The 21,024-nt window shown below is 62.3% G+C and carries 23 protein-coding genes and 1 pseudogene; 14 read left to right on the plus strand and 10 right to left on the minus strand.

Annotated elements, in window-relative coordinates:
- Positions 1-265, plus strand: a 265-nt coding sequence (locus AC1D2G_RS30065) for a cobalamin-dependent protein (protein ID WP_477418633.1), incomplete at its 5' end; no start/stop codon positions are given.
- 88 nt (positions 266-353) lie between these two features.
- Here AC1D2G_RS30065 and AC1D2G_RS30070 read toward each other — a convergent pair.
- Positions 354-494, minus strand: a complete 141-nt coding sequence (locus tag AC1D2G_RS30070; protein ID WP_095087994.1) for an entericidin A/B family lipoprotein — start codon at positions 492-494, stop codon at positions 354-356.
- Positions 495-558: 64 nt separating this feature from the next.
- Between AC1D2G_RS30070 and AC1D2G_RS30075 the strand changes: the two genes are divergently transcribed.
- Positions 559-1,191: a DUF1638 domain-containing protein gene (locus AC1D2G_RS30075; RefSeq protein ID WP_477418635.1), complete on the plus strand. Its 633-nt coding sequence runs from the start codon at positions 559-561 to the stop codon at positions 1,189-1,191.
- Here AC1D2G_RS30075 and AC1D2G_RS30080 read toward each other — a convergent pair.
- A pseudogene (locus AC1D2G_RS30080) lies at positions 1,188-2,071 on the minus strand (NAD-dependent epimerase/dehydratase family protein). The gene AC1D2G_RS30075 and the pseudogene AC1D2G_RS30080 sit on opposite strands and share 4 nt — an antisense overlap.
- Before the next feature lie 120 nt (positions 2,072-2,191).
- On the opposite strand from AC1D2G_RS30080, the gene AC1D2G_RS30085 reads away from it, so the two are divergent.
- The 6 genes from AC1D2G_RS30085 to AC1D2G_RS30110 all read left to right on the plus strand — a co-directional run bounded on the left by AC1D2G_RS30085 (position 2,192) and on the right by AC1D2G_RS30110 (position 6,893).
- Positions 2,192-2,767, plus strand: coding sequence for a DUF4893 domain-containing protein (locus AC1D2G_RS30085; RefSeq protein WP_477418637.1), 576 nt, complete (start codon positions 2,192-2,194; stop codon positions 2,765-2,767).
- Positions 2,768-2,853: 86 nt separating this feature from the next.
- Positions 2,854-3,636 carry a formyl transferase gene (locus tag AC1D2G_RS30090; RefSeq protein WP_477418639.1) on the plus strand — a complete coding sequence of 261 codons (783 nt, stop codon included), beginning with the start codon at positions 2,854-2,856 and terminating at the stop codon, positions 3,634-3,636.
- 204 nt (positions 3,637-3,840) lie between these two features.
- Positions 3,841-4,143: a virulence factor gene (locus tag AC1D2G_RS30095; RefSeq protein WP_457152323.1), complete on the plus strand. Its 303-nt coding sequence runs from the start codon at positions 3,841-3,843 to the stop codon at positions 4,141-4,143.
- Complete coding sequence (locus AC1D2G_RS30100; RefSeq protein ID WP_184873530.1) at positions 4,136-4,747, plus strand: methylenetetrahydrofolate reductase C-terminal domain-containing protein; 612 nt, start codon at positions 4,136-4,138, stop codon at positions 4,745-4,747. Before AC1D2G_RS30095 ends, AC1D2G_RS30100 begins: the two co-directional genes overlap by 8 nt.
- Entirely contained in the window at positions 4,744-5,835 is a 1,092-nt protein-coding gene (locus AC1D2G_RS30105; protein WP_477307127.1) for a methylenetetrahydrofolate reductase, read from the plus strand. Before AC1D2G_RS30100 ends, AC1D2G_RS30105 begins: the two co-directional genes overlap by 4 nt.
- 83 nt (positions 5,836-5,918) lie before the next feature.
- Positions 5,919-6,893 (plus strand): methyltetrahydrofolate cobalamin methyltransferase, encoded by a 975-nt coding sequence (locus AC1D2G_RS30110; RefSeq protein ID WP_457153730.1) that lies wholly within the window; start codon positions 5,919-5,921, stop codon positions 6,891-6,893.
- A 79-nt stretch (positions 6,894-6,972) separates the two neighbouring features.
- Here the strand turns inward: AC1D2G_RS30110 and AC1D2G_RS30115 are convergent, their stop codons facing one another.
- Positions 6,973-7,215, minus strand: coding sequence for a hypothetical protein (locus tag AC1D2G_RS30115; protein WP_477228713.1), 243 nt, complete (start codon positions 7,213-7,215; stop codon positions 6,973-6,975).
- 89 nt (positions 7,216-7,304) lie between these two features.
- On the opposite strand from AC1D2G_RS30115, the gene AC1D2G_RS30120 reads away from it, so the two are divergent.
- From AC1D2G_RS30120 to AC1D2G_RS30130, 3 genes are all read left to right on the plus strand, one after another.
- A complete protein-coding gene (locus AC1D2G_RS30120; protein WP_477418641.1) occupies positions 7,305-9,374 on the plus strand; it encodes an ASKHA domain-containing protein in 2,070 nt (689 codons plus the stop codon).
- 187 nt (positions 9,375-9,561) lie between these two features.
- Positions 9,562-9,747 (plus strand): hypothetical protein, encoded by a 186-nt coding sequence (locus tag AC1D2G_RS30125; protein ID WP_477418643.1) that lies wholly within the window; start codon positions 9,562-9,564, stop codon positions 9,745-9,747.
- 245 nt (positions 9,748-9,992) lie between these two features.
- The gene (locus tag AC1D2G_RS30130; RefSeq protein WP_477418644.1) at positions 9,993-11,012 is read left to right on the plus strand and encodes an alpha/beta hydrolase fold domain-containing protein; all 1,020 of its coding nucleotides are present in this window, start codon (positions 9,993-9,995) and stop codon (positions 11,010-11,012) included.
- Positions 11,013-11,240: 228 nt separating this feature from the next.
- Here AC1D2G_RS30130 and AC1D2G_RS30135 read toward each other — a convergent pair whose 3' ends face one another.
- Positions 11,241-12,140: a LysR substrate-binding domain-containing protein gene (locus AC1D2G_RS30135; RefSeq protein ID WP_095087339.1), complete on the minus strand. Its 900-nt coding sequence runs from the start codon at positions 12,138-12,140 to the stop codon at positions 11,241-11,243.
- Between the two features lie 219 nt (positions 12,141-12,359).
- Between AC1D2G_RS30135 and AC1D2G_RS30140 the strand changes: the two genes are divergently transcribed.
- The 3 genes from AC1D2G_RS30140 to AC1D2G_RS30150 all read left to right on the plus strand — a co-directional run bounded on the left by AC1D2G_RS30140 (position 12,360) and on the right by AC1D2G_RS30150 (position 14,307).
- Positions 12,360-12,545 carry a hypothetical protein gene (locus tag AC1D2G_RS30140; protein ID WP_477418646.1) on the plus strand — a complete coding sequence of 62 codons (186 nt, stop codon included), beginning with the start codon at positions 12,360-12,362 and terminating at the stop codon, positions 12,543-12,545.
- A 327-nt stretch (positions 12,546-12,872) separates the two neighbouring features.
- Positions 12,873-13,019: a hypothetical protein gene (locus AC1D2G_RS30145; protein WP_167392179.1), complete on the plus strand. Its 147-nt coding sequence runs from the start codon at positions 12,873-12,875 to the stop codon at positions 13,017-13,019.
- Between the two features lie 349 nt (positions 13,020-13,368).
- Positions 13,369-14,307, plus strand: coding sequence for a GlxA family transcriptional regulator (locus AC1D2G_RS30150; RefSeq protein WP_425352300.1), 939 nt, complete (start codon positions 13,369-13,371; stop codon positions 14,305-14,307).
- Positions 14,308-14,326: 19 nt separating this feature from the next.
- Here AC1D2G_RS30150 and AC1D2G_RS30155 read toward each other — a convergent pair whose 3' ends face one another.
- From AC1D2G_RS30155 to AC1D2G_RS30180, 6 genes are all read right to left on the minus strand, one after another.
- Positions 14,327-15,118 (minus strand): ABC transporter ATP-binding protein, encoded by a 792-nt coding sequence (locus AC1D2G_RS30155; RefSeq protein ID WP_477418648.1) that lies wholly within the window; start codon positions 15,116-15,118, stop codon positions 14,327-14,329.
- Positions 15,115-15,888 carry an ABC transporter permease gene (locus tag AC1D2G_RS30160; RefSeq protein ID WP_477418650.1) on the minus strand — a complete coding sequence of 258 codons (774 nt, stop codon included), beginning with the start codon at positions 15,886-15,888 and terminating at the stop codon, positions 15,115-15,117. The genes AC1D2G_RS30155 and AC1D2G_RS30160 overlap by 4 nt, the downstream gene beginning before the upstream one ends.
- Before the next feature lie 72 nt (positions 15,889-15,960).
- Positions 15,961-16,911, minus strand: coding sequence for an ABC transporter substrate-binding protein (locus AC1D2G_RS30165; RefSeq protein ID WP_477418652.1), 951 nt, complete (start codon positions 16,909-16,911; stop codon positions 15,961-15,963).
- A gap of 139 nt (positions 16,912-17,050) precedes the next feature.
- Positions 17,051-17,395 (minus strand): peptidase inhibitor family I36 protein, encoded by a 345-nt coding sequence (locus AC1D2G_RS30170; RefSeq protein ID WP_477418654.1) that lies wholly within the window; start codon positions 17,393-17,395, stop codon positions 17,051-17,053.
- A gap of 89 nt (positions 17,396-17,484) precedes the next feature.
- Complete coding sequence (locus AC1D2G_RS30175; protein WP_477418656.1) at positions 17,485-18,333, minus strand: DUF1194 domain-containing protein; 849 nt, start codon at positions 18,331-18,333, stop codon at positions 17,485-17,487.
- Between the two features lie 94 nt (positions 18,334-18,427).
- Positions 18,428-20,989, minus strand: a complete 2,562-nt coding sequence (locus tag AC1D2G_RS30180) for a GcvT family protein (protein ID WP_477395466.1) — start codon at positions 20,987-20,989, stop codon at positions 18,428-18,430.
- Positions 20,990-21,024 lie beyond the last annotated feature (35 nt).

A 21,024-nucleotide genomic window follows, 5' to 3' on the forward strand; every position in this document is an offset into this window, starting at 1 on the left:
CGATGCGATCGAACAGCACCAGCCCGACATCATCGGCATGTCGGCACTGCTGACCACGACCATGCCCTACATGAAGGTCGTCATCGACACGATGAAGGAAAAGGGCATCCGCGACGATTATGTCGTGCTGGTCGGCGGTGCGCCGCTGAACGAGGAATTCGGCAAGGCCGTCGGCGCCGACGCCTATTGCCGCGACGCCGCGGTGGCGGTCGAGACCGCCAAGGACTTCATGAAGCGCAAGCACAACGTCCGCGCTTCGGCGTGATTGGCCAATCCGGCATGGACAATGGAAAAAGCCGCGCCTTGCAGCGCGGCTTTTTTGTTCCCAAGTGGTGGGTGAGGCTGTGTGCGGATCAGGGCTTGGTGACGGTGTCCTCGACCGCCCTGGCCGTCGATTTGACATCCTTGCCGACGCCGCGGACGGTGTTCGCACATGCCGTAAGGGCCAGGGCGCAGGCAAGGATGGCTATCGGCGCGATGCGTAACAGTTTCATGGACGGTGTCTCCCTCAATAGATAAATTAGCCCCGCAGCAACGAAGGCCGGCTCGACTGGTTCCATGGCCAAGATACAAAAAACGAAACCGAATCAAGACGACAGGCTGCTCGTCATCGCCTGTGGGATGATTGCGCGCGAAGTTCTGGCCGTCAAGGAACAGCTCGGACTGGATCACCTCGATCTGACCTGCCTGCCGGCGGAGTTTCATTTCTATCCGGATCGCATCGCGCCGGCCATGGACAAGGCCATCGAGAAGGCCAAGGCGGACGGCTACGAACACATCTTCGTCGGCTATGCCGATTGTGGCACCGGTGGCCTGCTAGACCGGATCTGCGAGAAGCACGGCGTCGAGCGCATGGCCGGCCCGCATTGCTTTGCCTTCTATCAAGGCATGGAGGCCTATGCGAAAGTCGCCGATGACGACATGATGTCCTTCTACATGACCGACTTCCTGTGCCGTCAGTTCGACGCTTTCTTCATGAAGCCGCTCGGCCTCGACAAGCACCCGGAGCTGATCAAGGACTATTTCGGCAATTACGAGAGGCTGATCTACCTGGCCCAGACCGACGATCCGGAGTTGGACAAGGTGGCGGAAAAAGCCGCAAAACTGCTCGGCCTTGCCTATGAGCGCCGGGCGACCGGCTATGGCGACCTGACGGCCGGAATGGCACAGGCCGCGCTACACGCCGGCTAAGCAGCGCCCGCTTCCGTCCGCAACTCCGCAAGCACATCGGCAAAGCTCGTCCTGCAGACGATACCCAGCCTGTCGCTTGCCCGCGAGGCGTCATAAACGCGATCGATGGAGCCTCCGGAAAATAGCGCGCGACGACCGACGGGGCGTCGGCGATCAGTGCGGCGCAATCATCAGGCCGGAACGGCGTCGGCGCCGACACGATGAAAATATCGAAGCCGAGCCGCGGCGCCTTTTCGAGGGCAAGGATATGGGCAGCGGCCGCGTCCTCCACCGTCAACCGGCGAAACAGCAGTTCATTGGCCTTGATGTTGGCATCAGACTGTTCGATCGCATGCGCCATGTCGTCGGCTTCGGGAAAGAAGCGGGCGGTGCGCAACACCACCACCGGCAGGCCATGCTGGATATGATAGAGGCGGCAAAGATGTTCGGCCGAAAGCTTGGTAACGCCATAGATATTGCGTGGCTCGGGCGACATCGCCTCGGTCAGCCAGGCGGCCTTGCGCGCACCACCCTCGAACCCGTCGCGTATCGCCTGTGAAATCATCAACGAGGTCGTCGACGTGAAGACGAAGCGCTCCACGCCGGACACCACCGCCGCGTCGAGCAGGTTCAACGTGCCTTGCACGTTGGTCGCGACAAAATCGCTGTTGGCGCGGTTCTCGATATTGGGCTTGTGCAGCGCACCGCTGTGGATGATCGCCTCGATCCGGTTGTCGCGGACAGTGCGCAGGACCAGATCACGATCGGCGATCGAGCCGACAATCCGGGTCTCCCTCGATGGAACGGGATCGAGGCCTGTGACATCGTGGCCGAGGGCCCGCAGGCGCGGCGCCAGCGCGCTGCCCAACCAACCCGACGATCCCGTGAGCAAGATTCGCATTCGTCACACCATGATTTTTGACCGTGACGCTGTTAAGCACGGATGACAGGCGCCAGCGACCCGATAAGTTATGCACCAGGTGGCATTGGCGCTGCTCCAGACAACAACAGGGAGGCCCCTATGATGCTTCGTCCACTGCTCGCCGCTGTCGGTCTGCTCTGCTGCACCCTTCCCGCCCTTGCCGATGGTGAGGTGCAGAAACTGATCACCGCCGCCGACAAGACACGGCTCGACAAATATGGCGAGACCCGCAAGGAGGCGCTGGCCGAGGCGAAGGCGGGAGATCCGGCCGAGGTCAAGCAGCTCGACGCCTTGCTGGCAAAACCGCTGGTGGCGTTTTCCGACAAGGACCTGACCGGCAACTGGCAGTGCCGCACCATCAAGGCCGGCGGACCATTGCCGCTCGTCATCTATGGCTGGTTCAAGTGCAAGGTGACCGACGACGGCTCCGGCTGGCGACTGGAAAAGATCAGCGGCTCGCAACGCACCAAGGGCCGTTTCTTCGACGACGGCGAGAAGCGCGCGATCTATCTTGGCTCGGCCTATGTCAACAGCGATCCGGCAAAACCCTATGGCAGTGGCCCGCAAACCAACCAGGTCGGCTATGCCTTCCGCAACAACGCCAGCCAATGGCGCATCGAATTTCCAGCACCCTATTACGAATCGAAGCTGGACATCATCGAGTTCAAGCGCTGAGCGTGGTCATCAAGATTTAACCCCATTCCGGCACAAATCCGGCCAGCATGCGGCAGCCGGCCGCGTGCAAGGCAGGAAAGCGGGCCATGTCTTCACCGGTTGGAACCAGCGCGTCGATCGTCGTCGTGACCGGCGGCGGCCAGCATGTCTGGGCCATGATCAACGCAATCGCCGATCGCGTCGGTCCTGTCAGCGTCATCCTCGAAACCCCTGAATCCAAAAAGCAATTGCTGCGTGGCCGGGCTCGCCGCCAGGGTTGGGTCTCGGCCATGGGCCAGCTTGGCACGATGGTGCTGAGCAGGGTGGGCAAGCGGCTGCTGGCTCGCCATGGCGCGCGATTGATCGCCGAGGAGAGACTGGAGGTTGAGCCGCGACCAGGCCAGGAGATTATCCAGGTGGCCTCGGCCAATGGGCCTGAGTGCCTGCAGGCGATCCAAAAGATCCAGCCAGGCGTCGTGCTGCTCAACGGTTGCCGACTGATCTCGGCCGAGATCCTGCGCAAAATGCCCTGCCCGGTGCTCAACTACCATGCGGGCATCACGCCGAAATATCGCGGCATGAATGGCGGCTATTGGGCTCTGGCATCAGGTGATGCGCAGAATTTCGGCACCACCGTGCATCTGGTCGATGCCGGCGTCGATACGGGCGCGGTGTTGAAACAGGTGCGCGCTCAGCCCAGACGCGGCGACAGCATTTCGAGCTACGCGCTGCGCCAGGCGGCGTTTTCGCGCGACATCTGCGTCGAAGCGGTCAGCGACGTCCTGGCCGGAAAACTTGCCACCATCGACCCGGGCCTGCCGTCGAAACAATGGTATCACCCCACGATCTGGTTCTACCTCTGGACAGGCCTGAGAACCGGCATCTGGTAGCGCAATCATGATCTGCGATCGGGTGCACCGCGCCGGCTTTTCCGACACATAGAACCTGCCGCCGGCACACGCCGGAAACGAATAAACGCACCTTTCATTTTACGACATCCGAATGCGTCGCTTTTGAATGCGCGCGCGTCGTCCCATAACAAGCGGCCCAACTGCGCTTCCGGCAATGCTCGCTCCATCGAGGAGTGAGAATTCATGGCCGATCTGATCGTCGTCTACTGGCGCGACATCCCTGCCCAGGTCATCGTCAAGAAGGGCCGGCAGAACGCCAAGCGCGAACTGCCGCTGCGCTTCACCGAAGCGATCGACATGTGCGCGATGCGCACCGGCGCCGGCGGCACCGATGACTATCTGGCCGAATGGCGCAAGGCCGATCCTGTTCCGGTTGGCGACGACCTCGAGGCCGAGGTCGAGAAGGCGTTCCAGGACATCGACATGACATACGACCGTGAGCGGCTGGTCGCTCTGGTCAAGGCGGGCGGCAAAGAAAATGTCTGACACCCAGCCAACGGTTACCCAGGCCACTCTGGTCAAGAAGGCAGCACCGAAATCCGACTACAAGCCGGCCGACGTGTCGCCGCAGCGGCGCGTGCAGCGTTCCTTCGCGGTCAGACTATGGTCGGTACGGCACTCGCGATTGCTCGAATGGTTCTATGCCAGATTCGCCGACATGTTCCTGCTCCTCCACCCCTTGTGGAAGGGCATCGGCTACGGCCGTGTCGAAGGGCCGGTCAAATTTGTCGAGAAGCGCGTCAAGGGCTTCATGTTCGACTGCCGCATGTGTGGCCAATGCATATTGTCCTCGACCGGCATGTCGTGCCCGATGAACTGCCCCAAGCAATTGCGCAACGGCCCTTGCGGCGGCGTGCGCGCCAACGGCAATTGCGAGGTCGAGCCTGATATGCCCTGCGTCTGGGTCAAGGCCTGGGAAGGCTCGCAGAATATGGTCCACAATGACAGAATCCTGACCGTGCAGAAGCCGGTTGATCAGTCGCTGCGCGAAACCTCGGCCTGGTTGCGGGTCACCGCGCAGGCGGCCGCCGCGCGCGAAGCCGCCGCTGCCGCCAAGAATGGCGCGGCAAACACCGGGGCATCGGCATGATCGGAAGCCAGCGCGACGAGAACCCGGCCGGCATCCATCTGCCGCTCGACCCCCTGCCCGGCCACACCTCGCGCGGCCGGCTGGAACGTGTCCTGCGGCGTGGTGAATTCGCGGTCACGACCGAACTCAACCCGCCCGACAGCGCCGACCCGGAAGACGTCTACAACCGGGCGAAGATCTTCGACGGCTGGGTTGACGCCATCAACGCCGTCGACGCCTCGGGTGCCAACTGCCACATGTCGTCGGTTGGCATCTGTGCGCTTTTGACCCGCATGGGCTATGCGCCGATCATGCAGATCGCCTGCCGCGACAAAAACCGCATCGCCATCCAGGGCGACGTGCTGGGCGGGGCTGCGATGGGCGTCGCCAACATGCTGTGCCTGACCGGCGACGGCGTGCAGGCCGGCGACCAGCCCGGCGCCAAGCCGGTCTTCGACCTCGACTGCATGTCGCTCCTGGAAACCTGCCGCGTCATGCGCGACAACGGCAAGTTCCTGTCCGGCCGCAAGCTCACGACGCCGCCGCAGCTTTTCCTTGGTGCGGCAATCAATCCGTTCGCACCGCCGATCGATTTCCGCCCGCATCGGTTGGGCAAGAAGATCGCCGCCGGCGCGCAATTCGTGCAGAGCCAGTATTGTTTCGACGTGCCGATGTTCCGCACCTACATGCAGAAAGTGCGCGACCTCGGCTACACCGAACAGTGCTTCATCCTGGTTGGCGTCGGACCGCTGGCCTCGGCCAAGACAGCCAAGTGGATCCGCTCCAACGTGCCGGGCATTCACATCCCCGATTCGGTCATCAAGCGGCTGGAGGGCGCGCAGGACCAGAAGAAGGAAGGCAAGCAGCTCTGCATCGACATCATCAATGAGGTGAAGGAAATCTCCGGCGTCTCCGGCGTCCATGTGATGGCCTATCGCCAGGAGGAATATGTCGCCGAGATCGTCGATGAATCGGGCGTGCTGAAGGGACGCCAGCCATGGAAACGCGAAATCCGTCGCGACGACCAGATGGTCGCCGACCGGCTCGGGCACATATTGCACGACGACATTACCGAAACGCAGGTGGACATGGTGAAGACCGCGCACTGACGGCGCGGACGAGCACCCGTTCGCTTGAACGAAACCAGACAACGATATAAAGAAATCTTTATATCACGGCGGAGAGAGAATTCATGACCCGGACCATCGTCGCCTCGGCGACACGAGAAATCATCATCGGCTTCGACCAGCCGTTCTGCGTGATTGGCGAACGCATCAATCCGACCGGCCGCAAGAAGCTGGCGGCCGAGATGATCGTGGGCAATTTCGAGACGGTCATCAAGGATGCGCTCGAGCAGGCAGCCTGTGGCGCCACCATGCTCGACGTCAATGCCGGCGTTACCTCGGTCAACCCGAACGAGACCGAACCCGGCCTGCTGGTGCAGACGCTGGAAATCGTCCAGGGCTTGGTCGACCTGCCGCTGTCGATCGACTCTTCGGTCACCGCCGCGATCGAGGCCGCGTTGAAGGTCGCCAAGGGCCGGCCGCTGGTCAACTCCGTCACCGGCGAGGAAGAAAAGCTTGAGGCCATCCTGCCGCTGGTCAAGAAGTACAACGTCCCTGTCGTCGCCATCTCCAATGACGAGACCGGCATTTCGATGGATCCGGATGTGCGTTTCGCCGTCGCCAAGAAGATCGTGCAGCGTTGCGCCGATTTCGGCATTCCCGCGCACGACGTCGTCGTCGACCCTCTGGTGATGCCGATCGGCGCGCTCGGCGATGCCGGCCGCCAAGTGTTCGCGCTGCTGCGTCGGCTTCGCGAAGAGCTCAAGGTGAACACCACTTGCGGCCTGTCCAATATCTCCTTTGGCCTGCCGCATCGCCACGGCATCAATGCCGCCTTCATCCCGATGGTGATCGGCGCCGGCATGACCAGCGCGATCATGAACCCGGTGCGCCCGCAGGAAATGGAAGCCGTGCGCGGCGCCAATGTGCTCAACGGCACCGACGAGAACTGCACCAACTGGATCCGCACCTACAAGGACTACAAGCCGGCCGAAGGCGGCCAGGCGGTAGCCGCCCCGACGCAAGTCAATGCGCCCGGCGAAGGCGCCGGCAATGGTGGCCGCCGCCGTGGCGGCCGTGAAGCCCGGATGGGTCGGGGATAAGCGCGCAATCGTGGACTGTCCTGTAAACCTCACCGAACCGATCGTGCAGATAGTGCCGTCGGGCCGGTGTGCGTTTTGGTCAGGCCATGCCCAAAATGGCGTCAAACAGCACCATTCCCGCCCACGACCCGAAAATGCCGGTCAGCCCGCCGACAATGAAGTCGTCGTCGGCGGCCGGCCAGAACCCGTGGAGCAGCAATGCTCCGACAATCGCGCCGACGATACCGGACGCCAGATATTGCGGATTGCGCAGCCATGGGCCGCGCAGCAGGCGCACCATGGTAAAAGCGGTTGTTATGGCGGACAGGAGGAGATCGGACATGATTGGCCTCTGGACCATCAAACATTCCGCCCAATAGCGAAACGATCCGTTAAACGGCATCGACAATCGTCATCGAGACGCGTGCAAGCATGAATTCACCTGCCAACATCACCGATCCGCTCGTGCTGTTCATGCCGTCGGGCAAGCGCGGGCGGTTTCCTGTCGGCACGCCGGTGCTCGATGCTGCGCGCCAGCTCGGCGTCTATGTCGAAAGCGTCTGCGGCGGACGCGCTACCTGTGGGCGCTGCCAGATCGAAGTGCAGGAAGGCAATTTCGCCAAGCACAAGATCGTCTCCTCCAACGACCACATCTCGCCCAAGGGCGCCAAGGAAGAGCGCTACGAGCGCGTGCGCGGCCTGCCTGAACGGCGCCGCCTATCCTGCTCGGCGCAGATCCTCGGCGACCTCGTCATCGACGTGCCTCAGGACACGGTCATCAACGCGCAGACCATCCGCAAGGATGCCGACACCAGGGTGATCGCCCGCGATGCGGCAATCCGCATGTGCTATGTCGAAATCGAAGAGCCCGACATGCATAAGCCGCTCGGGGATCTCGACCGCCTCAAGATCGCCCTGATGAAGGACTGGAACCTCAAGAGCCTGGACTTCGATTTTTATCTCTTGCCGCAAGTGCAAGGCATTCTGCGCAAGGGCAGCTGGACCGCCACCGCTGCCATCTACAAGGATGCCGACTCGGAGACCGCACGCGTCATCGCTTTGTGGCCGGGCCTTAAGAACGAAGCCTATGGGTTGGCCTGCGATATCGGCTCGACCACCATTGCCATGCATCTGGTGTCGCTGCTGTCGGGCCGCGTCGCCGCCTCGTCGGGCACGTCGAACCCGCAGATCCGCTTCGGCGAAGACCTGATGAGCCGGGTCTCCTACGTGATGATGAACCCCGACGGTCGCGAAGGCATGACGGTCGCCGTGCGCGAAGCGATCTCCGGCCTGGTCGACAAGGTCTGCGCCGAAGGCAATGTCCACCGCAACGACATCCTGGATTCCGTCTTCGTCGGCAATCCGATCATGCACCATCTGTTCCTCGGCATCGACCCGACCGAGCTTGGCGGCGCGCCTTTCGCACTAGCGGTTTCAGGCGCGGTGCACGTCAAGGCATCCGACATCGGCCTGAAGCTCAACCAGGGAGCCCGGCTCTACATGCTGCCTTGCATCGCCGGCCATGTCGGCGCCGATGCGGCAGCGGTGACGCTGTCGGAAGGCCCACATCGCCAGGACGAGATGATGCTGATCGTCGACGTCGGCACCAATGCCGAGATCGTGCTTGGCAACCGCAAGCGCGTCGTCGCCGCCTCCTCGCCCACCGGCCCCGCCTTCGAGGGCGCGGAAATCTCCGGCGGCCAGCGCGCCGCGCCTGGTGCCATCGAGCGCGTGCGCATCGACCCCGACACGCTCGAGCCGAAGTACCGCGTCATCGGCTCGGAATTGTGGTCCGACGAGGCTGGCTTCCTCGACAGCGTGCAGGCGACCGGCGTCACCGGCATCTGCGGCTCCGGCATCATCGAGGTCGTCGCCGAGATGTATCTCTCCGGCATCATCTCCGAGGACGGTGTCATCGACGGCGGACTTGCCGCCCGCTCGCCGCGCGTCACCGCCAATGGCCGCACCTTCTCCTACGTGCTGAAGGAAGGCGAGCCAAAGATCACCATCACCCAGACCGACGTGCGCGCCATCCAGCTCGCCAAGGCAGCGCTTTACGCCGGCACCAAGCTGTTGATGGAAAAGCAGAACACCGATCACGTCGACCGTATCCATTTCGCCGGCGCCTTCGGCTCCTTCATCGATCCGAAATACGCCATGGTGCTGGGCCTGATCCCGGATTGCGATCTCGACAAGGTCTCGGCTGTCGGCAACGCCGCCGGCGCCGGTGCGCGCATGGCGCTGCTCAACCGCGGCTATCGCCGCGAGATCGAGGACACGGTCAGCAAGATCGAGAAGATCGAGACTGCACTGGAACCGAAATTCCAGGAGCATTTCGTCTACGCCATGGCGCTGCCCAACAAGGTCGATCCGTTCCCGAAACTGTCAGCGGCGGTGAAACTGCCGCCGCGCAAGACGGTGAGCGAGGACGGTGTCGCCGGAGACGCCGCTCCGCGCCGGCGTTCGCGCGAGGGCCACGCCGCCCGGCGCGGCCGGGAATAAGCGGGCGCGCCCAGGTCGCCAGCCTCTCCAACTCATTTGCATGCAAATGTTTCCGGATCTGCTGATTCGGAAACCGAAGCGTTGTTTTCGTGAAATCCGCTGGAAACATGCGCGGCGCATTTAAGCCACCGTCGAAGGCCGGCCGGAAATGTCTTCCTGCCGCAGTGACCTTCCGGAGGAAACCAAAATGTCGATGTTCGAAAGCCTCGGCCGTTATGGTGCGGCCATCAAGTTTGCCCACGACAGGAAGAAGTCGATCCGGGCCATGAACAGCTTGCCGCCGCATGTCCAGAAGGACATTGGTTGGCCGGCATCGCCGCCGAACGACCCGCAGGCCGAGCTCATCTCGCTGCTTCTGGGTACGGCGCGCTGATGACATTCGCCGACAAATGCAAGCTGCTCGTCAGGCGTCGGAGCTCCCATGCGGCCTCGGCGCCTGGCATCACCCGGCTGCGCGCCGCGCTTCTGCTGCGGCGTTGATCGTCGGCCCAAGCACCACGGCGCGGATCACACCACCGTGTAGACATAGCGTATAACTTGACATTTTCGGCCACGGCACGATCTTCGCCAGAGAGGGGAATTCTCTTAGTCGGCTGCCGCCGAAGTTCGTGTATCCGCATGCCAAGTTTGAAAAGCCACGTCGTATCCTTCGTGCTCCGGTACAGCCGCAAGAAGGCGTTTTCCAGCCCGGAAAACCTGCAGCGGTGGATCGCTGCCGCGCGCAAGACCGAGATCCACCAGCCGCCCGCCTCACTGCATCAGCGTCTCGACATCCAGATGCATACGGTCGATGGCTTCCCCGTCTATGAAATCGCACCCAAGGCCGGCGAGCAGAAGCGGATGCTCTATCTGCACGGCGGCGCCTATGTCTTTGAAATCACGCCCTATCACTGGCACCTGATCGCCGACATGGCCGACCGGCTGGGCTACGGCATCACCGTGCCGATCTATCCCATCGCTCCCGAACACGATTTCCACGCCATGTTCGGCATGGTCGGCGACGTCTACCGCCAGATGCTCGACGAGACAGAGGCCGAGGACATCGTCTTCATGGGCGATTCCGCCGGCGGCAACATGGCCGTCGTGCTGACCATGATGGCCGCGGAACAGGCCCTGCCCTTGCCGTCGCGCCATGTGCTGATTTCGCCCGGCCTCGACATGTCGCTTTCCAACCCCGAAGTATTCGAGGCCGAACGCCGCGACCCCTGGCTGGGCATTTCGGGTGGGATGGAGGCTGTCCGGCTCTACAGTGCCGGCTTCGATCGCAGCGACTGGCACATCAGCCCGCTCTATGGCGACCTCTCGGTGCTGCCTAAAACGCTGCTCCTAACCGGCTCGCACGACCTCCTCAGTCCTGACAATCTGATCTTCGCGCAAAAGGCGCGCGCCGTCGGCGTCGAGGTCGAGGTCGTCTACGAGGAAGGTATGTTCCACGTTTGGCCACTGATCGACATGCCTGAAGCACGGCGGGCGCGCGACAGCATCGTGACCTTCCTGGCCGGGGAAAAAACCTTTGGTCAAGCCGAGATCGAGGCGATCACCTGGTCGGTCAAGGCTTCATCTAGCGAACCATTCAACACCGGATTGGCCAGCACGAAAATTGCTTCCACTATCTCGTCATCTCGCTCTGGCTGGTAGTCGATATCTTCCCTGCATTCGATTAGATCTGCCCAGGCCTCCACGTCCGCAGCGGTGAGCTCTCCTTCCTGGAACCGTCGGAGCACACTCAAAATATGATCAGTGGTCAGGACGACCACTGGCGTCTCGGACCAACCCAGGTCGCTTACGTTTGCAGCCAGAACATCAATCGGCTTGCCACATGTGATAAGGTCACTGAGCACTGAAACGCGGTTCACAGCCGGCGCATCAGAATTTGCCGGTTTCCCGGAACACTTCGAAGGTCGCGCGGATATGGTCGGCGACGGCCTTGACCGGCGCGCTGGCGTCCGGCGCGACCACCATCGCCAGATTGTAAGTGCCGATGTCGGGCATGCCGTCCTTCGGGCAGAGTTCGACCATGTCGTTGCCGAGGAATGACTTCGGCAGCGGCGCCACGGCGAGATCAGACATGATCGCGGCGCGCTGGCCGGCCGTGTGCGCACTCATATAGGCGATGCGGTAGTTGCGGCCTTCGCGTCCAAGCGCCTCAAGCGCTCCGGCCCGCCAGGCGCAGCCCTCTTCCCAGAGCGATACCGGCAAGGGTTCGCGCAGATGCGCGCAGCCGCCCTTGGCACCGGCCCAGACGATCGGCTCGGTGAGCAGCACCTCGGCGCCGAGCGCACTGGTCTTGTAGGAGTTGGTCAAGAGCGTGATGTCGAGCGCCCGGTCGTCCATGCGCCGGCGCAGATTGCTGCTCTGGTCGATGGTGACATCGACCGCGATCGACGGATGCGATTGCGCAAAACGCTTCAGCACATGCGGCAGCACGCGCTCGCCATAGTCATCCGGCGAGCCGAGCCGGACAACGCCGACAATCTCGGGAATGATGAATTTCGACACCACCTCGCGGTTGATCGACAGCAGCCTGCGGGCATAGCCGAGCAGCATTTCGCCATCCGTGGTGAGCGACACCGAGCGGGCGTCGCGCGCGAACACCGAGCGGCCGAGAATGTCCTCCAGCTTCTTGATCTGCATGGAGACAGCCGACGGCGTGCGGAAGACGGCATTGGCGGCGGTGGTGAAGCTGCCTGTCTCTGCAATCGCCACGAAAGTGCGCAAAACGTCGAGATCGAGCAGTGGCAGTGGATGATTGAGTGGGGCGTTCATGGGAAGCGACCTTCAATTTTTCTGATACAAAGCATCATTCCATTTCGTTTGATTGAACATCAGATTGGGACGATAGTCAACACCATCGAGGCAGGACGCATTGGAAGTGGCCCCGAAACGACCACGATACAAACCTGCAATCGACATGAAATGCAGTTGAAACAAAAGCGACGTAACCAACTCACCGTCTGGCATCCGCCAGCACCAAAGGAGAAAGAAATGTCTATCCTGTCGTCCATCGGTCGGATCGCGACCGAATTCAACGCAGCCCGCGCCCGCTACCAGACCGAACGTGCCATCCACTCCCTGCCGATCGAACTGCAGAAGGACATCGGCTGGCCTGAAGCTGCCGACACCAAGACCGGGGTTCGCAACGGCGTCGGATCGTGGGCTGGAGCAAAGTAAATCGTGTGTACCATGTGCTGACGGCCTGCCGCGCAAGCCGCCCGGCAGGCCTTCTTTGTTTTATTTGTATTCAAATGAGTTTTGGAGCCATGTCGCCAGCGCATGACGCATATGAGCAAGCCGCATAGCGACCCGGTTTCCCAATTAGTCCCTTGTAAACAATTGTAAATTTCGAGCATGCTGCCCAAAATTGTCGCAATCGGTGTCGCATTTCATAACAAGCGCTTCGCTTTTGCGATTTAGTTTTACGCAGCACAAGCCTATATCAGCGTCAGCAAACGAGCTGCCCCACTCCATCAAGCGAAGGCGACCCGTCTGAGCAACCGAATGGAGATCATCATGAAGCTTTTTGCCCGCCTCTTCGCCCGCCGCGAAATGAACCTGACCACCGCTCTCGAGCGTCAGCGCCTTGCCAACACCATGCCCGGCCAGACCGGCGCGATGGCTGCGGCGCGCCTCGGCTTCGTCGCCTGAACTTTTCCTGCAGGCAGCGCTTCCCTGCCGCTGCCTTAAAACTGCAACGCCGCCTGGTTCCTCCCAAGGCGGCGTTTTTGTTTCCCCCCGCAAGGCCTGATCTGCCTGTTCCTGAACAGTTGGGCGTCGCGTGCAGGCCTCGCTGAACACCCGATTGCCCATTTGCGACCCATGTCGCAAATTTAATCGTGTCCTGGCCGCGTAGCCGATTGACAGACATGGTTTTTCCTGATGTCGCTATGCTAATCGCGACATCCTGTTCGCGTCATGGCTGCGTGAGGTTCCCTTGAACGCCGTAAAGCATCCGATCAAGCGATCGTTTGTATTCTTTCTTATTCCCGATTTCACCATGATCGCGTTTGCGACCGCGCTCGACCCGTTGCGCTCGGCTAACCGCATGCTTGGCTATGAGGCCTATCGCTGGCGCCTCGCCAGCATCGACGGCAAGCCGGTGCGCGCCTCGAACGGGGTCGAATGCGCGGTCAACACCTCGCTGGAGGAAGAGCGCAAGAAGATGGCGGGCCCTGACCGGCCGAACATGGCCATCGTCTGCAGCGGCGTCAATGTCGAGCGCTATCAAAACAAGTCGGCCTTCGCCTGGCTGCGCGAGGAGTACAATCGCGGCGTCGCCGTCGGCGGCCTGTGCACGGGCGCGCATATCCTTGCCGCCGCGGGACTGCTGTCCAACAAGCGCTGCGCCATTCACTGGGAGAACCTGCCGGGCTTTTCCGAGGCTTTTCCGAAGGCCAATGTCTTTGCCGACCTGTTCGAGATCGACCAGAACATCTACACCTGCGCCGGCGGCACCGCGGCACTCGACATGATGCTGAAGCTGATCGGCGACGACTTCGACGAGAACCTCGTCAACCGCGTCTGCGAGCAGGTGCTGACCGACCGCGTGCGCAGCCCGACCGACCGCCAGCGCCTGCCGCTGCGTGCCCGCCTCGGCGTGCAGAACTCGAAGGTACTGACCATCATCGAACTGATGGAGGCGAACCTGTCCGAACCGTTGTCGCTCATCGAGATCGCTGATCATGTCGACCTGTCGCGCCGGCAGATCGAGCGGCTGTTCCGCACCGAGATGGGACGCTCCCCTGCCCGCTACTATCTGGAAATCCGGCTCGACCGCGCCAGGCACCTGCTGATCCAGTCGTCGATGCCGGTGGTCGAGGTGGCGGTCGCCTGCGGCTTCGTCTCGGCCTCGCATTTCTCCAAATGCTACCGCGAGCTCTATGCCCGCTCGCCGCAGCAGGAGCGCGTCGACCGCAAGCAGTTGCTGGCGGCCTGAGCCGGCATATTAAGGTTACCTAGGCGCTCTGTGTCTGCGCCGTGCGCATCGCTTCGACGCGGATATCCTCGGTCAGCCGCGCCTTCAGCACCGAAAATTCCGGGCTGGTCTTCAGCGTGTAGTGGCGCGGATGCGGCAGGTCGATGGCGAGATCCGACTTGATGCGGCCGGGCCGCGCCGTCATCACGATCACGCGCGACGCCATGAAGATCGCCTCCTCGATGTCGTGGGTGACGAACAGCACCGTTTTCTTGCGGCGCTCCCAGATGCCGAGCAGCAGCTCCTGCATCAACCCGCGCGTCTGATTGTCGAGCGCGCCGAACGGCTCGTCGAGCAACAGGATCTCGGGATCGTTGGCCAAAGCGCGGGCGATCGCCGTGCGCTGCTGCATGCCGCCGGAAAGCTGCTTCGGCCAATGGTTCTCAAACCCTTTCAGGCCAACGAGATCGACATAGGAAGCAACGATCCCGTCCCGCTCCTTTTCGGCCATGCCGCGTTCGCGCAAGCCGAAGGCGATATTCTCGGCCACCGTCAGCCAGGGAAACAGCGTGTAGGACTGGAAGACCATGCCGCGATCCGGCCCCGGACGGGTCACCGCCTTGCCGTCGAGCAGCACCCGGCCTTGGCTTGGCGCTTCCAGGCCGGCGACAATTCTGAGCAGCGTTGACTTTCCGCAGCCCGATGGGCCGAGGATGGTGATGAAGTCGTTGGCCGCGACCGCCAGGTCGACCGGCATCAGAGCCTTGACCGGCTCGCCGCCGCGCACGCCGGCGAACGTTCGCGAAACGCCCTCGATGAGAAGCTTGCTCACGCCAGGCTCCACGGAAAGAGCCAGCGGTTGAAGGCCTTGAAAGCGAAATCGGACAACAGTCCGATCAGCCCGATGACGATGATGCCGAAGATGATCTGCCCCGTCGCCAGCCGCGACTGGCTGTTGATGATCATGTAGCCGATGCCGGAGGACGAGCCGATCAGCTCGGCGACGATGACATAGGTCCAGGCCCAGCCGAGCACCAGCCGCAACGTCTCGGCGATCTCCGGCGCATTGGCCGGCATGATCACACGGCTGACGATGCCGTTGTTGGTGGAGCCCAGCGTATAGGCAGCCTCGACCAAGTCGCGCCGCGTGCTGCCGACCTTGACCGCGATGATCAGGATGATCTGGAACACCGAGCCGACGAAGATGACGAGCAGTTTTTCCAGTTCGCCAATGCCGGCCCACAGGATGAGCAGCGGAATGAAGGCCGAGGCCGGCAGGTAACGGGCAAAGGAGACGAAAGGCTCCAGGAACGCCTCCACCGGCTTCCAGGCGCCCATGGCAATACCGAGCGGCACCGCGACGACCGAGGCCAGCAGGAAGCCGCCGAAGACCCGCCAGATGGTGATCAGTATGTCGAGCCAGAAACGATCCTCGACCAGCAGCCGCCAGCCATCTCGCAGCATCGACAGCGGATCGGCGAGGAAGATGCGATTGACGTGGCCGCCAAGCGTGATCCATGCCCAGAAGGCGACGAACAGCACGAAGAAGGAAATGCCGAGCACGGTTCGGATGCCCGGCGAGACTGGCTGCAAGGGGCGCATGTTTAAATCATCACTTGTCCAGGAGAAAACGGCGGCGCAAGCGCCGCCGCGAGATGGCCGAAGGCCGGACTGTCAGTTCGACACCGCTCTGGTGTCGGCCAGCGTGGTGACGTCGGGCGCTTCCTTGATCAGCCCCATCTGCAGCAGAAGATCGCCGGCGGTCTTGGAAAAGTCCTGGAATTCCTTGGTGAAGAACTGCTTGTTCTCGGCCTTGTCGGCCCATTTCAGGTACTTCGCCGAATCCTCGAACTCCTTGGCCGACTGCTTCACGTCAGCGCCCATGATCTCGTAGGATTTCTGCGGATCGCTCTTGATCAGGTCGAGCGCTTCGAAATAGCTGTCGGCAAGTGCCTTGGCGGCATCGGGGTTGGCCTTGAGGAATTCGGGCGTGCAGCCGACCGTGTCGAGCACCATCGGGTAGTCGAGCGTCGTCGCCAGGATATGGCCCTGGTCGGATTTGCCTCGCACCGCCGAGATGAACGGCTCATAGGTGACGGCGGCGTCGTTCTGGCCGGCGAGGAAGGCCTGCGCCGCCGCGTCCGGCTCCAGGTTGACGACGGTCACATCCTTGGTCGACATGCCGTTCTTGTTCAGCACCCAGGCGAGCATGAAATAGGGCGACGTGCCGGGTGCCGAGGACGCGACATTCTTGCCCTTGAGATCGGCGACGGTCTTGATGTCGTTGCGGACGACGATGCCGTCGGCGCCATAGGACTTGTCGAGCTGGAAGATCTGCTTGGTGGTGACGCCGCTGGCATTCCAGACCAGCCAGGTCTCGACCGTGGTGGCGGCGCATTGCAGGTCGCCGCTGGCGATGGCGAGCGGCCGGCTCGCTTGCGGCACCTTCTTCAAGGTCACGTCGAGGCCGTGCTTCTCGAACAGGCCTGCCTGTTTGGCAAGCGTCAGCGGCGCGAAGCCGGTCCAGCCGCTGATGCCGATGGTGACAGATGTGGCCGCCATCGCCGGTGCGGACAAGCCGGCGGCAAGTGTCAATGTTGCGGCAAGAACGGCGATCCTGGTCATGTCAGTTCCCCTTTTGTTTTCTCTGCGGAAATTGTGTCACAGAGGCCAATCGGCTTGTCAATGAACAGGATGGTGAGGCCCCACTGGATCGCCCCCCCGCCGCCGAAACGGCATCAGCCGCCAGAAATCCGGCATGCCTTCAGTAGTCGTTACAATAACATTCCGCCGACGAGATGCGGTCGTTCCACTCGCTGCCGCCGAAATTACGGACCCTGCGCCTGATCTCGATCGAACGGCCGCCCATCCGCGAGTCCTCATAGGCAACGAGCGTGCAGCCACGGCGGACGATCACCGACGACACGCGGTCGTTCCAGAACTGACCGCCGCGAAAATTCACGGAATCGTCGGACCCCATGCCGATAGACCGCCCGCGAAAATTTGCGTGCTCGAACATGATGCAGGCGGGCTCATCATTGTATTGGGCGCTGGCGCCGTCAGCACAAAGCAGGGATGCGACAGCAGTCAGGATGGCAAGACGTTTCATCTGGTGTTTTCCTCGGTTCTGACCGCGGCCCCCGCCGCCCGATCGCGCGGCCTCGCCAGTTTGCCATTGCTTCCGTCGGAGAGGCAAGCCTAGCGGCTGTCGAACATCCAGCTGCGGTTGCGCCACATTTTCTCGCCGACCAGGCAGTCGCTGGCGGGCGCATCCTGCGCCAATAAAACAGGCGGATGCGCGGCTTCTTCGTCCGCCCATTGCGGTGAGGCCGGGCCGGCAAGCTCAAGCACCAGCTTGCGGCGTATGGCTTCGGGAAATTGCGTCCAGTCGTTGACCGGGATCATGAAGGCCCCAGGACCGCCGATGACACAGTCGCTGTAGTAGCGATCGAGATTGTTGACGTCGTAGGCGCCGGAAAACCCGCCTCGGGTCATCAGCGGCAGTCCGTTGATGACGATGCCTTGCTTGACCAGCCCGTCGCGGGTGAGGTTGACCGGCGCGCCCTGGTTGTTGGGGCCGTCACCCGAAATGTCGATGACCCGCTTGTCTCCCTGGTAGCCGCTTTCAGCAAAAAGATCGCTGCCGAACTCCAGCGCGCCGGAGATCGAGGTGCGCCGCGCGCTGCCGGGCGGTTGGGCCGACAATTGCGCAACCACACGCTCCGCGTCGGCGCGATTGGCGATCACCGTCCACGGCACGATGACGCGCTGCCAGGTGGTGCCGGCCCACTCGACATAGGTGACGGCGATCTTGCCATGAGCGCCGTCGGCAATCGCCTGCAGCACGTTGTCGTGGGTCAGCGCCGCTGCGTAGCCGTGCCGCTGGATCTCAAGTTCATCGGGCGACATCGACAGGGAAACATCGACGGCCAGCACCAGCTCGACATCGACCGGTTCATCCGCGAGGGACACCGGCGTCAGCCAGAGCATCATTGCGATCGCGGCGCCGCCCGACAAGACAGGTCTCACGCATGAAAAAACAGACATGCCGCAAGGGTAAGCGAGAATCGGTCGTTAAAAAAGAGAAAAGCCCGGCCAGCAGCCGGGCTTCTTATTCACGCTGTTTTGCGCCCTGCAGTCGTCAGCTGCGCGGCTTGAGGTTTTCCGGGTCATAGAGCGGCTTGTAGCCGACCGCCGCGACTTCAACCGGATAGGTCTCACCGAAATACTCGATGGCGAGCTTGCGGCCTTCCTGGGCAAACGCCCACGGCAGATAGGCGAGACCGATGTTCTTGCCGATGGTCGGACCATAGGCCATCGACGTCGTGAACGACCGGCGGCCGAGTTCGTCGACCAGCGTTTCGCCCGTCTTCGGGTCCATCACCGGCATCGTGCCGACGGGATAGCGGGCAACGCCTTTCGAATCGACATTCTCGGTCATCACCAGCGTGCACAGCGTGGCCGGCTGGTGCTCGCGCGCGCGGTACTCGACATGCCTGGCCTTGCCGCAGAAATCGTTCTCCTTGACTTTCGGACGGGCAAGATCGGCTTCCAGCAGATTGTACTCGGTCAGCAGGTCGGCATTCTGCAGGCGCAGGCTCTTTTCCATGCGGCGCGTGTTGGCATAGGTTTCAACGCCAAAGGGCATCACGCCGGTCGAGCGCAGCGCGTCCCAGACGGCGAGGCCATCCTCGTAGCGCATATGCAGTTCCCAGCCCTGCTCGCCAACATAGGAGATGCGGAAGGCGGTGACGTCCTTGCCGCCGATCCGGACCGGCTTGATCGCCGCGAACGGGAAGTTTTCAAGCGAGAGCCCGTCCGGATTCTCGACCACCTTCTGCAAGGTCGCCCGGGCATTCGGACCCCAGATGCCGATGGTGACATATTTCTCGGTCACGTCGGTGATGGTGACGTCGAAACCTTTGTCCTGCGCGGTGCGGCGCATGTACTGGAAGTCGCGCGGGCCGGCGTCCGCCCCGTCGATCAAACGACAGCGGTCAGCCATGCGGATGACGGTGAAGTCGGCACGCACCATCCCTTCCTCGTCGAGGAAGTGGGTGTAGATGCCCTTGCCGATGTTGTTGTCGCCGCCGATCTTGGCCGCGCATAGCCATTCCAGCAACGCGACATGGTCGGGCCCTTCGATATCATACATCGAGAAGTGCGACAGGTTGACGATGCCGCAATCCTCGCTCATGGCTAGGTGTTCGGCGTTGGAAACGCGCCAGAAATGGCGGTTGTCCCACTCGTTCTCGCGCACCGGCACGCGGTTGCCGTATTTCTCCAGAAGATGCTCGTTGGCGGCATAGCCATGGGCGCGCTCCCAGCCGCCGAGTTCCATGAAATAGCCGCCGAGTTCCTTTTCGCGCTCCCAGAACGGCGAGCGCCTGATGTTGCGAGCCTTGGAGAAGGGTTCGCGCGGATGCACCGCCGGATTGTAGACCTTCATCGCCGTCTCGGTGCAGCGGTCCCAGATGAACTGCTCCTTCGTCTGGTGCGGATAGAAACGCGCATAGTCGATGGCGTGATGGTCGATCGCCGTGCGGCCGTCGGTCATCCAGTCGGCTATCAGCTTGCCCATGCCTGGGCCGTCCTTGACCCAGATGGCGACGGCATACCACAGCCCCCTCACCTTCTGGCTTTCGCCCATCGACGGGCCGCCATCCGCCGTCACCTGCAAGAGACCGTTGAAGGAATGGCTCTCGTTGTAGCCGAGTTCGCCCAGGATCGGCGTCAACTCCATGGCGCGTTCGAGCGGCCCCAGGATTTGCTCCATGTCGAGATCGCGCTGCGACGGGGAAAGCCGGGCCTGGTCCTTCTCCAGCAGGTCCCGCGGATGGCAAAGGCGCGGATTGGTCTCTTCGTAATAGCCCCATTCGATCTGCCCGCCCTCGGCGGTCTTTGGATCGCCTGTGTCACGCATATAGGCCGAATTGCCCTGGTCGCGCAGCAGCGGCCAGCCGATCTCCTTGCCGGTGCCGGCGAACTCGTTGTACGGGCCGAAGAAGGTCAACGGATGGTCGATCGGCATGACCGGCAGATCCTCGCCGACCATCTCCGCGATCAGCCGGCCCCAGATGCCGGCGCAGACCACGACATAATCGGCCTCGATGGTGCCGCGATCGGTCACCACGCCGGTGATGCGGCCGTCCTTGACGATGAGCGACTTTGCCGGCGTGTTGGCGAAGGATTTGAGCTTGCCGGAGGCTTCCGCCTGGTCGACAAGCTTGCCGGCGACGGTCTGCGAGCGCGGGATGACGAGGCCGGCATCGGGATCCCACAGGCCGCCCTGCACCATGCCTTCTTCGATCAGCGGAAATTTTTCCTTGATCTCGGCCGGTTCGATCAGGCGCGCGCGCGTGCCAAATGCCTTGGCCGAGGCGATCTTGCGCTTGATCTCGTCCATGCGGCTGTCGTCGCCAACGCGAGCCACTTCGAGGCCGCCGATGCGCGCGTAATGGCCCATCTTCTCGTAGAAATCGATGGAGTACAGCGTCGTCCAGCACGACAGGAAATCATGGCTGGTCGTGTAGCAGAAGTCGGAGGCATGCGCGGTCGAGCCGATGTCGGTCGGGATGCCGGACTTGTCGATGCCGACAATATCGTCCCAGCCGCGTTCGATCAGGTGATGGGCGATCGATGCACCGACAATGCCGCCCAGGCCAACGATGACGACCTTCGCCTTTTTCGGAAACTCTGCCATTGCCCGCGACTCCAAAGTGATAAAGCGGGCGGACT

It is taken from the genome of Mesorhizobium sp. P2_C7, from assembly GCF_056404515.1.